Raw genomic sequence first — 11,036 nt, 5'->3', positions numbered from 1 at the left:
GGCCACACCGCGAACATCCGCTGACGCCACCACCTGCTTGTCACCACGTCCGCGCCCGCGGCGGGCTCGTCGGCACGCCGCAGGCCCGGGCTGGGCTGGGGCGGCGCGGTCCGAGGACGATCGACCATGACGGTGAGCAACCGACCCGCCCAGGGCGGCGACCGTCGGCAACGGCCACCGTCCGTGACGGCTGCGGCTTCCTACCTGACTTCTCCTGCCGGCCCTTTGCTCTGCTTCAACCCACGCAATGGCGTCTGAGCAGCGGCGCTGCGACGGCGGAGCGGCCGCTGCCGAGCGGCCGCCGGTACTGGGCGTAACCGTTGCGTCGGTTGAAGCAGAGCAAAGGTGGTGAGGGCAGGGGGGAGGGGTTCGGCCGGATGTTACCGGTGGTGACGGTCAGGTTTCGAGGGCCGGCGTGAGGCCGGCCGGAATGGTTGCGGGTCGGGCGAGCGGGCGTCGGGCTGGGGTGACCGGCGTCAGCGGCGTACGCCGCCGGTGGCGAGCAGACGGGCGATGGGCAGGGTGGCCGCGCCGAGGGCCACCGCGTCCACGCCCAGCCGGCACAGCTCGATGGACACCTGCGCGTACGGCAGGCGCAGCGCCTGGCGGCCGGCGGCCTCGCGTACCGCGGGCAGCAGGTCGCCCAGCGCCATCGCGGCCCAGCCGCCCAGCACCACCCGCTCCGGGTTGAACAGGTTGATCAGGTTGGCCACCCCGGCGCCCAGGTAGTCGGCCGTCTCGTCCAGCACCCGGCGCGCGGTCTGCGACGTGTCGGCCGCCGCCACCAGCGCGGCGAGCTGGGACTCCTCGTCCTCGCCGGGCACCGGCCGGCCGCGCCGCGCCTCGCGGTACCGGTCGATGATCGCCTCGGCCCCGACGTACGCCTCCAGGCAGCCCCGGGCCCCGCAGCGGCAGGGCCGCCCGCCGTACACCAGGGTGGTGTGGCCCCACTCGCCGGCGCTGCTGGACGCGCCCCGGTAGGTGACGCCGCTGGTCACCACGGCCGCGCCGACACCCGAGCCGACCAGGGCGAAGACCGCGTGTCGGGCGCCCCGGCCGGCGCCGAACCACATCTCCGCCTGGCCGAGCGTCTTGGCCCCGTTGTCGATGTGCAGCGGCAGGTCGGTGCCCTCGGCGATCAGCCGTTCCAGCGGCACCCGGTCCCAGCCGAGGGTCTGCGCGTCCACCACGGCCTGCGTGCCCTGCTCGACCACCCCGGAGACGCCGATGCCGACTCCCAGCACCTCGGCCCGGCTCGCCCCGGCGTCGGCCAGTACGCGATCGAGGCCGGTCAGCACATGCCCGGCCACCGTCCTCGGCTCGGTGCCGCCGTCTTCGAGCGGGTACTCGACGCTGGCCAGCAGGGTCATCGCGAGGTCGAACAGCTCGACCCGGACCCGGGTCTCGCCCACGTCCACCCCGACCACCACGGCGTACCGCGGCGCGACCCGCAGCTTCATGCTCGGTCGGCCGCCGTCGGACTCGGCCGCCCCGGCCTCCATCACCAGGCCCTCGTCGATCAGGTCGCCGACCACGTTGCTCACCGCCGGCTGGCTCAGCCCGGTGCCCCGCACCAGATCCTGCCGGGTGAGCGGGCCGTCGAGAAAGATTCTGGACAGCAGGGCCGACCGGTTGCGCAACCGGACGCTGCGGTTCGTCGCCCGCACCAGCTCCACGTGTCACCTCATCCCGTCGGCCGCCCGGGGCGACTGTACGACCCCATGCTTGACGGCCCTCCGCCGAACCATTTTAATGACGACATTAATTAAGCCGTGATGTAAGTCGCACCCACCACCACCCCCGGATCGAAAGGGCAGACCGTGTCGAGACGACACCTCGCGATACTCACCGCGACCGTCCTGGCCGCCGCCTCCCTCACCGCCTGCGGCTCGGGCGAGGAGTCCGGCGACTCCGGCAAGACCCTCACCTACTGGGCCAGCAACCAGGGCGCCAGCCTGGAGGCCGACAAGGAGATCCTCCAGCCCGAGCTGGACAAGTTCGAACAGCAGACCGGCATCAAGGTCAACGTCGAGGTCGTGCCCTGGTCCGACCTGCTCAACCGGCTGCTCGCCGCCGCCACCACCGGGCAGGGCCCGGACGTGGTGAACATCGGCAACACCTGGTCGGCCTCGTTGCAGGCCACCGGCGCACTGGTCGAGTTCGACGACGCCACGCTCGACAAGGTCGGCGGCAAGGCCCGGTTCGTTCCCGCCGCGCTCGCCGCGGCCGGCGCTCCCGGCAAGCCGCCGGCAGCCGTGCCGCTCTACAGCCTCGCCTACGCGCTCTACTACAACAAGAAGTCGTTCGCCGACGCCGGCATCACCGCCCCGCCGGCCACCTGGGAGGAGTTGGCGCAGGTCGGCAAGGAGCTCACCGGCGACGGCAAGTGGGGCCTCGCCGTCGAGGGGGCCAACCCGTCGGAGAATGCCCACCACGCCTTCACCTTCGGCCAGCAGTACGGCGGCGACTGGTTCGACTCCGCCGGCAAGCCGAGCTTCGACACCCCGCAGAACGTCGCTGCCGTCAAGCGCTACATCGACCTGATGGCCGTCGACAAGATCGTCAACCCGAGCAACGCCGAGTACGCGCAGAACCAGTCGGTCTCCGACTTCGCCAACGGCAAGGCCGCGATGCTGCTCTGGCAGGCCGCCGGCGCCAACCTCCAGTCGCAGAACATGGCCGCCGACGCGTACGGGGTGGCCCCGGTGCCGTTCCTGGCCAACCCGCCGGCCGGCGGCAAGCAGGTCAACAGCATGGTCGCTGGCATCAACATCGCGGTGTTCAAGCACACCAAGAACCGCGACGGGGCGCTGGAGTTCGTCAAGTTCATGACCAGCGACGCCGAGCAGGTGGCGCTGAACAAGACGTACGGCTCGCTGCCCGCCGTCGGCACCGTCGCCGCCGATCCCGCCTTCGCCGCCGACGAGCAGAAGGTCCTCGCCCAGACCCTCGCCACCAGCGCGGCACCGCTGCCGCAGGTGCCCGAGGAGAGCACCTTCGAGACCCTGGTCGGCACCGCCATCAAGGAACTCTTCGCCGACGCGGCCAGTGGCAGGCCGGTCACCGAGGACAGCGTCCGGGAGAAGTTGACCCGGGCCCAGCAGCAGATGCGCTGACCACAGACCGCTGGCCGTGGGAGGTTACGCCGACCCTCCCACGGCCAGCCTGCGGAAGGACCCCGATGGCAACCACCACCACGCCGGCCGCCACCCCGGGCCGCACCAAGGGCACCGGGAAACCGGCCAGACCGCCCGGCCGCCGGCCCCGCCGGTCGCTGCTGCCGTACCTGCTGCTCGCCCCGGCCGTCGCGCTGGAACTGGCGATCCACGTCATCCCGATGCTGGTCGGGGCGTGGATGAGCCTGCTGGAGCTGACCCAGTTCCACATCCGCGACTGGGCCGGCGCGCCCTTCGTCGGCCTGGACAACTACCGGGTGGTGCTGGACGTCAACTCCGCCGCCGGTGCCGAGCTGCTGCGCTCGTTCCGGGTCACCGTCATCTACACGGTGCTGTCGGTCGGCCTGTCCTGGGTGCTCGGCACCACCGCCGCCGTGCTGCTGCAACGGCCCTTCCGGGGCCGGGCGGTGCTGCGCGCGCTCTTCCTCACCCCGTACGCGCTGCCGGTCTACACCGCCGTCATCACCTGGACCTTCCTCTTCCAGCGCGACACCGGCCTGGTCAACCACGTCCTGGTCGACCAGCTCAGCCTGCTCGACGATCGGCCGTTCTGGCTGATCGGCGACAACAGCTTCGTCGCCCTGCTGATCGTGTCGATCTGGCGGACCTGGCCGTTCGCCTTCCTCTGCATCATGGCCGGCCTGCAGAACATCCCCGACGAGCTGTACGAGGCCGCCGCCATGGACGGCGCCGGGTTCTGGCGGCGGCTGCACGCGGTCACCCTGCCGATGCTGCGGCCGGTGAACCTCGTCCTGCTGCTGGTGCTGTTCCTGTGGACGTTCAACGACTTCAACACCCCGTACGTCCTCTTCGGCGGCTCGGCGCCGGCCGAGGCCGACCTCATCTCGCTGCACATCTACCGCAGCTCGTTCCAGACCTGGGACTTCGGCACCGGCTCGGCGATGTCGGTGACGCTGCTGCTGTTCCTGCTCCTGGTCACCGCCGGGTACCTGCTGCTGACCAACCGACGGAGGAACGATGCGTGAGACGGCAACCGAGCGCTGGACGCGCCGGATCGTGCTGACCCTGCTCGCCGGGTTCGTCCTCGTCCCGCTCTACGTGATGGTCAGCTCGGCGATCAAACCGTTGCAGGACGTGCAGGCCGCCTTCACCTGGTGGCCCCGACGCCCCACGTTGCAGGCGTTCGTGGACATGTGGTCGACCGTCCCGCTCGGCCGCTACCTGGTCAACAGCCTGCTGGTGGCCAGCGTGGCGGCGATCTTCTCGGTCGCCGTGGCGATCTTCGCCGCGTACGCGGTCAGCCGCTACCGGTTCCGTGGCCGGCAGGTCTTCTCGGTGACCGTGCTGTCCACCCAGATGTTCCCCGGCATCCTGTTCCTGCTGCCGCTGTTCCTGATCTACGTCAACCTCGGCAACGCCACCGGCATCGCGCTGTACGCCAGCCGCACCGGTCTGATCATCACGTACCTCACCTTCTCGCTGCCCTTCTCGATCTGGATGCTGGTCGGCTACTTCGACTCCATCCCGCGCGGCCTGGACGAGGCCGCCCAGGTCGACGGGGCCGGGCCGCTGCGCACCCTGTTCCAGGTGGTGCTGCCGGCGGCGGTGCCCGGCGTGGTCGCGGTGACCGTGTACGCGTTCATGACCGCCTGGGGTGAGGTGCTGTTCGCCTCGGTGCTGACCAACGAGGACAGCCGCACCCTCGCGGTCGGGCTACAGGGCTACTCCACCCAGTTCAACGTCTACTGGAACCAGGTGATGGCCGCCTCGCTGGTGGTGAGCGTGCCGGTGGTCGCCGGTTTCCTGGCGTTGCAGCGCTACTTCGTCGCCGGCCTCACCGCCGGAGCGGTCAAGTGAGCCCGTCCACCGCGAGAACCGAGGAGAACCCACCCGTGCCGGACCTGTCCACGCTGCCGCCCGACTTCCTCTGGGGTGTCGCCACCTCGGCGTACCAGATCGAGGGCGCCGTACGCGCCGACGGGCGCAAGCCGTCCATCTGGGACACCTACTGCACCCGACCGGGCGCCGTCGACAACGGCGACACCGGCGAGGTCGCCTGCGACCACTATCACCGGTGGCCGCAGGACGTGGCGCTGCTGCGCGACCTCGGGGTCGACGCGTACCGCTTCTCGGTCGCCTGGCCCCGGGTCCGGCCGGACGGCACCGGCCCGGTGAACCCGGCCGGCCTGGATTTCTACGACCGGCAGGTGGACGCCCTGCTCGCCGCCGGCATCCGGCCGTTCGTCACGCTCTACCACTGGGACCTGCCGCAGGCGTTGCAGGACCGGGGCGGCTGGCCGCACCGGGACACCGCCGAGGCGTTCGCCGACTACGCCGCCGTGGTGGCGGCCCGACTCGGCGACCGGGTGGCCGACTGGTGCACGGTCAACGAACCGCTCTGCATCGCCTGGATCGGCCACCTGGAGGGGCGGATGGCCCCCGGCGAGCGGGACCTGGACCGGGCGGTACGCGCCGGCCACCACGTGCTGCTCGGGCACGGCCTGGCCACCGCCGCGATCCGCGCCCACGCCGCCCGGCCGGCGTCGATCGGCCCGGTGCTCAACCTCAGCCCGATCGAGCCGGCCAGCGCCCACGCCGCCGACGTCGTCGCCGCCGCCCGGATGGACGGGCACGTCAACCGCTGGTGGCTGGACCCGCTGCACGGCCGGGGCTACCCGGCGGACATGCTCGACACGTACGGCATCGAGCCGCCGGTACGCGGCGACGACCTCGCGGTGATCGCCACCCCGACCGACTTCCTCGGCGTCAACTACTACTTCCGGCAGGTGGTGGCCGACGACCCGGCCGGACCGGCACCGTACGCCCGGCAGGTCCCGGTGCCCGACGCGCCGCACACCGCGATGGACTGGGAGGTCTGCCCCGACGGCCTGGAACGGCTGCTGGTCGAGGTGAACGAGGCGTACCACCCGGCCCGGATCCTGGTCACCGAGAGCGGCTCGGCCTGGCCGGACAAGGTCGCCGCCGACGGCACCGTCACCGACCCCGAGCGCACCGACCACCTGGAACGGCACCTGGCCGCCTGCGCCGCGGCGGTCGGCCGGGGTGTCCCGCTGACCGGCTACTTCGCCTGGTCACTGCTGGACAACTTCGAATGGGCGTACGGCTACGACAAGCGCTTCGGCCTGGTGCACGTCGACTACGACACGCAGCGGCGGACGATGAAGGCGAGCGGCACCCGCTACGCCGACCTGATCCGCACCCACCAGCAGCGCACCGCGACGGTCGACCCCGTCGCCGTGCGCGGATAACGGGCCGACGGGGCCCGGGACGCCCCGGGTGCCGCGCCGGGCGGCCCCGGGGCACCACCCGCGTGAAAGGAAGGGCACCTTATTAACGCCTCGTGTAGAGGAAGGGCCCCTTCTTAACGTCCAGCCTCCTTAACGTCCAGCCTCGGGCACGAATACCCGGACGCTCCGCCGTGGCTGCTGTAGTCCGTGGCCCGACGGGACCGACGGTGCTTTCACCGGGATTCGCTGCCCAGGTCAACACCTCCGACGGTGTGCTCCCCGCTGCGTCCTGATCGTTCCCTACGACGCTTCAACGAACCGATGTGGGTAAGTCCTGATGTGCTCGGCGGCAATGCGGACGGAGTTGGCAACCGCTGCTCGGTACGCGGTGTAGAGCGCCATGGCGACACCGTCGTCGCGGTCGGATCCGTCGTGCACGGCAGTCGAGATCTCGCGGTAGACCTCCAGCAGCCGGTTGTCGGCGAAGTACCGCGCGGAGTCCTCCAGCTGCGACCAGACGTTCCATTCGATCGCGAAGAGCCGCACGTGTGACCAGAAGCTGGTCAGCTCGTGGGCGTGGCCATTGAGCACATGGAACGCGAGCAGCGCCCGCTGGGCAGGCGGGAGTCCGCCGTACTCGGCCGACTTCACGTCGAAACTACGGCCGCGGATGCGGGCGATGACGGGCGCTAGACAGGCGGAGATCAACGCGTCGTCGTCCGTCGCGTCAAGATCGCCCCGAGTCAGTCGCACCAGCACCACTTTATTCGGCGCGTTCGCCGCCTCAGGGTGAGAAGGTGAATCCATGCCGGGAGCCGCGCCGGCCCACAACCGCCGCCGCATGACCATCCCCAACAGGGTCACGGCTCGCGGGTCAACTCCAACGCCTGGACCGCGACCTGAACCGTTGCCGATGGCAACGCCGCCGCCTGCTCGTCACTCACCGAGTAGGAAGCCAGCCGGACCTCCATGATCACGTTGGCATCCAGGATCTCGATCCTGGCGTCACCCCGGGTCTGCTGATAACGGACCGCATCGGCGACAACCATCGAGCCGTCCTCGAACGGCTCCGCCGAAGTCACCGTGGCGGAACGCTCGAACCCGGTGCGGGCCTCACCCGCGCTGGCAAAGGTCTGCACCTGCACGATCACAGACCCGCCGAAGAAGCCCTTGTCGCATTTGACACCGGGACCACGGTTGTCATCCCCAACCGGAAGCGGCATCTCCTCCCCGAGGGCCGACGTCGCGAGCGCGTAGTCGATACGGTCGCAGAAGTCGTCCGGCACAGTACGACTCGGGCCGGACGACGCGGCCACCGCCGGCGCGCCGCCGTCGGCGCAGCCCGCGAGCAAGAGAACCGGCAGCACGGCACCCAGCATCGTGGTGAGCGCCGCTCGAACAGGAAAGATCGCCACGGCGGGTGAGTGTGCCAGGTCGACTTCGTGGGCTCGCCCCCGGCTGCTCAGGCGGGGACGGGCGCCAGGTCTCGATAGTTCTCGCTGCCCGTTCGCTCGGCCGCATGAATGTAGCCAGCGAGAGCGTCGCGGGATTGAGCGAGCACGTCCATCTGATCGTCCAGTCGCTGCAGCCGTGACCGCATCGCGGCCAGCAACTCGGGACACCCGACCAGCTCCGGGGCCTCGCCGACCGCACAGGGCAGCAGGTACGCGATGTCCTGGGATGACAAACCGGCCCCAAGCAGGTGCCGGATCTGCTTCACCCGCAGCACAGCGTCCTCGTCGTACTCGCGGTAACCGTTTGCGCCGCGGTCTACCTCCAGCAGGCCCTGGGTCTCGTAGTAGCGCAACTGATGGGCGTTGACGCCCGTCCGGCGACTCAGTTCCCCGATCAGCATCGAACCCTCGCTTGACCTTCACACCGGTATCAACGTTGACGATGCTGCCATGACCAACAACACCGATAAACCCGTGACGGTCATCGGACTCGGCCTGATGGGCCAGGCACTCGCCGGCGCGTTCCTGAAGGCCGGGCATCCCACAACCGTGTGGAACCGTACGACCTCCAAGGCCGACCAGTTGGTGGCCGGGGGTGCGCGGCTGGCGCCAACGGTTGGCGAGGCGCTCAAGGCAGGTTCCCTGACGATCCTTTGCGTCACCGACTACCAGGCCATGTACGAGCTGCTCGGCGCGAGCGATATCGAGCTGGACGGCACGATGTTGATCAATCTGACCTCCGGCAGCTCGGCCCAGGCCAGGGAAGCCGCCCATTGGGCCGAGCGGCGCGGCGCCCATTACCTGGACGGCGCCATCATGGCCATCCCGCCGGCGATCGGGACCGCCGAGGCGGTGATTCTGCACAGCGGGCCGCAGAAGGACTTCGAGGCGCACAGGCCGACCCTCGGCGCGCTCGGCACCGTCACCTACCTGGGTGCGGACCCTGGCCTGGCGTCCCTGTACGACGTGGCTGGCCTGGCCATGATGTGGAGCGTCCTGAACGCCTGGCTCCAGGGCACTGCCCTGCTCAGGACGGCCGGTGTTGACGCCGCGACCTATGCGCCGTTCGCGCAGCAGATCGCTGCCGTTGTGGCCGAATGGCTGCCGGGGTATGCCGAGCAGATCGACAGCGGCTCCTTCCCGGCCGAGGTGTCGGCACTGGAGACCGACGCGCGGGCGATGGCACACCTGGTCGAGGAGAGCGAGGCGGTGGGTGTCAACGCCGAACTGCCGAAGTTGATCAAGGCGATGGCCGACCGCTCGATCGCCGCCGGACACGGTGGGGAGCAGTATCCCGTACTGATCGAAGAGTTCGCCAAGCCCCGAAGCGACTGACCGTTCCCGACGCCGGGATCAAGCAGCTCTGGCCCATCTGCCGAGGTCAGGCATGGCTCGGCGCGGCTTCGCGGTCGGTAGCCCCCTCGGGCTACCGACCGCGCTCAGGACGACGCGCCGGCGGCGTTCACCGTACGCTCCCGGTGGGGAGCTCAGTGTCCCGTCAGACGGCTCCGGGTGATCGGTCGTCGGTCGGCTGCGACGTGGAGTCCTGCACGAGCTTCATCGACACGAGTTCGGTGAACCCGGCGCGCCGCGCGAAGCGCACTTTCCGACGCTTGTACACCGTGAAGCCGAGCTTGGCGTAGAGGCCGAGGGCGGGTACGTTGGTGTCCTTGATGTCCTCGAGCACGTACTCGCGATACCCGGGCAACGCCAGCAGGTGACGCAGCAACGCGGTCGCGACGCCGCGACCCTGATAGGCCGGCTCGGTGGCGACGAACCCGATCTCGGCGAGCCCGGGCCGGGCGTCGTCGGAGGGGCGCATGAACCATCTCCGGATCACCGCGTAGCCGAGCAGTCCGCGCGCCAGCCCGAGATGACGCTGGATCTCCCGCCGACGCGGCGCGAACAGTGTCTGGTCGCCCTCGGTGAGCGAGGCGAGGCCGGCGGGCTCCCCGTCCACGAGCACGACGTAGAACCGTTCGAGCAGCAGCATGTGCTCGAACGCGTCGGCCAACTTCCCAGTATCGCGCGAGAACGCGACGAAGTCCGCCGCGAAGCTGCGCACGTAGACCTCGGTGATGCGGCGCCGGTATCCCTCGCCGAGTACGTCTCCCCGCTCGACCACGACCATCGTCTCGACCATCCCCGTCCACTCCACGTGTCACACACCCGTACGGGTTCGACCATATCCACTGGCACGCACGCTGAAGCGCGCCCGAGGTCGATATCGCGCCCAATCTGGGCGCAGATGTCGTCCGCGTGCCCTCGGCGTTCCAACCCGTGCCCATACAGGTGGTTCGAGGTGATTATTTGGGCGTGCATGCCGCCGACACAGACGGTTCACCGCTCGCGGCAGGCTCAGCCGCGGCTGGCGTACAAGTAGACGGTCACCGCGTCGGGGGCATCAAGGTTGAACAGGACAGCTCGGCGTGTGCCGTCGGCAGTGGGTTGCTCTTCATCGATGCCGGAGACGGCCTTGGCGGTTTCGGGGTCCCACAGGTCGCCGCCGCCGACGTTGTGTTCTGCGGCGACTGCCCGTAGTCCGGGTGTGGGAGTCGCGGTGAACTTCGCCGTGGCGATGAAGGCGTCGAGCTCGCTGCGGGGTATCCGAAACTTCGCCGAAAGCAGGGTTTCCAGGCCGTTGCTGTAGGCGGCGGTAAGCAGCACGGTACCGGGCGGCAGGGTCACGTGAGCGACCGCTTCCACCTGAGCCGCGCTGGCGACCTGCGGCTTGGACTGCACTGGGAGCAGGTCGATTCCGGCGGTGCTGGCGACCACCCCGGCCCCACAGCACGTGATCAGCGACAGCACCAGGCTGATGCACGCAAGGACGAACGCCGTGGTGCCACGCCGATTGCGGGTGGCCGGGACAGCAGTCTCGATCATCGCCGAAACAATACGGTGTGCACGCTTGTCGACCTGTCCGAGTTGGCCGCCACCTCGGCGGTGACGGCGATGGGACGCCTTCGGGGACCGTTGGTGCCGCCAAGTTCGCCCCACCCACTCGACTAGCCTTTCCGGATGATCAATCCGATCGGGCTTGTCATCTTCGACTGCGACGGGGTGCTGGTCGACAGCGAGCGCATCGCGGTCCGTCTCAACATCGCGCTTGGCGCGGAACTGGGCTGGCCGCTGACCGAGGCAGAGGTCATCGAGCGCTTCATCGGCCGGTCCAGCACGTCCATCGGTGAGCAGAT

At 69.7% G+C, this 11,036-nt stretch carries 11 protein-coding genes and 1 pseudogene; 6 read left to right on the top strand and 6 right to left on the bottom strand.

From position 1 onward, the window contains the following. Positions 1 to 476 precede the first annotated feature (476 nt). A complete protein-coding gene (locus AB0M52_RS22850) occupies positions 477 to 1,676 on the bottom strand; it encodes an ROK family transcriptional regulator (RefSeq protein ID WP_363957050.1) in 1,200 nt (399 codons plus the stop codon). 144 nt (positions 1,677 to 1,820) lie between these two features. Between AB0M52_RS22850 and AB0M52_RS22845 the strand changes: the two genes are divergently transcribed. The 4 genes from AB0M52_RS22845 (at position 1,821) to AB0M52_RS22830 (ending at position 6,406) form a co-directional block, all read left to right on the top strand. Further along, entirely contained in the window at positions 1,821 to 3,116 is a 1,296-nt protein-coding gene (locus AB0M52_RS22845; protein WP_363957047.1) for a sugar ABC transporter substrate-binding protein, read from the top strand. Positions 3,117 to 3,181: 65 nt separating this feature from the next. Continuing rightward, positions 3,182 to 4,162, top strand: coding sequence for a sugar ABC transporter permease (locus AB0M52_RS22840; protein ID WP_363957045.1), 981 nt, complete (start codon positions 3,182 to 3,184; stop codon positions 4,160 to 4,162). Continuing rightward, complete coding sequence (locus AB0M52_RS22835; RefSeq protein ID WP_363957042.1) at positions 4,155 to 4,994, top strand: carbohydrate ABC transporter permease; 840 nt, start codon at positions 4,155 to 4,157, stop codon at positions 4,992 to 4,994. Before AB0M52_RS22840 ends, AB0M52_RS22835 begins: the two co-directional genes overlap by 8 nt. Positions 4,995 to 5,029: 35 nt before the next feature. Next, positions 5,030 to 6,406, top strand: coding sequence for a GH1 family beta-glucosidase (locus AB0M52_RS22830; protein WP_363957039.1), 1,377 nt, complete (start codon positions 5,030 to 5,032; stop codon positions 6,404 to 6,406). 279 nt (positions 6,407 to 6,685) lie between these two features. Here AB0M52_RS22830 and AB0M52_RS22825 read toward each other — a convergent pair whose 3' ends face one another. The 3 genes from AB0M52_RS22825 to AB0M52_RS22815 are packed head-to-tail and all read right to left on the bottom strand — an operon-like array spanning position 6,686 to position 8,240. Beyond that, positions 6,686 to 7,234, bottom strand: a complete 549-nt coding sequence (locus AB0M52_RS22825) for a hypothetical protein (protein ID WP_363957036.1) — start codon at positions 7,232 to 7,234, stop codon at positions 6,686 to 6,688. Between the two features lie 11 nt (positions 7,235 to 7,245). After that, complete coding sequence (locus AB0M52_RS22820; protein WP_363957033.1) at positions 7,246 to 7,800, bottom strand: hypothetical protein; 555 nt, start codon at positions 7,798 to 7,800, stop codon at positions 7,246 to 7,248. 47 nt (positions 7,801 to 7,847) lie between these two features. Then, positions 7,848 to 8,240 (bottom strand): MerR family transcriptional regulator, encoded by a 393-nt coding sequence (locus AB0M52_RS22815; RefSeq protein WP_363957030.1) that lies wholly within the window; start codon positions 8,238 to 8,240, stop codon positions 7,848 to 7,850. A 49-nt stretch (positions 8,241 to 8,289) separates the two neighbouring features. On the opposite strand from AB0M52_RS22815, the gene AB0M52_RS22810 reads away from it, so the two are divergent. After that, positions 8,290 to 9,174 (top strand): NAD(P)-binding domain-containing protein, encoded by an 885-nt coding sequence (locus AB0M52_RS22810; protein ID WP_363957027.1) that lies wholly within the window; start codon positions 8,290 to 8,292, stop codon positions 9,172 to 9,174. Between the two features lie 163 nt (positions 9,175 to 9,337). On the opposite strand, the gene AB0M52_RS22805 is transcribed toward AB0M52_RS22810, so the two are convergent. Together AB0M52_RS22805 and AB0M52_RS22800 are read right to left on the bottom strand one after the other, a co-directional pair. After that, positions 9,338 to 9,982, bottom strand: a complete 645-nt coding sequence (locus AB0M52_RS22805) for an N-acetyltransferase (RefSeq protein ID WP_363957024.1) — start codon at positions 9,980 to 9,982, stop codon at positions 9,338 to 9,340. Positions 9,983 to 10,197: 215 nt separating this feature from the next. Beyond that, entirely contained in the window at positions 10,198 to 10,725 is a 528-nt protein-coding gene (locus AB0M52_RS22800) for a hypothetical protein (protein ID WP_363957022.1), read from the bottom strand. Positions 10,726 to 10,860: 135 nt separating this feature from the next. Between AB0M52_RS22800 and AB0M52_RS22795 the strand changes: the two are divergent. Further along, positions 10,861 to 11,036, top strand: a pseudogene (locus tag AB0M52_RS22795) (HAD family hydrolase); the annotation flags it as partial.

The sequence above is a fragment of the Micromonospora sp. NPDC051296 genome (genome assembly GCF_040682255.1).
GTDB classification, from domain to species: domain Bacteria; phylum Actinomycetota; class Actinomycetes; order Mycobacteriales; family Micromonosporaceae; genus Micromonospora; species Micromonospora craterilacus.
This window is presented reverse-complemented; position numbering and strand designations above follow the sequence as displayed.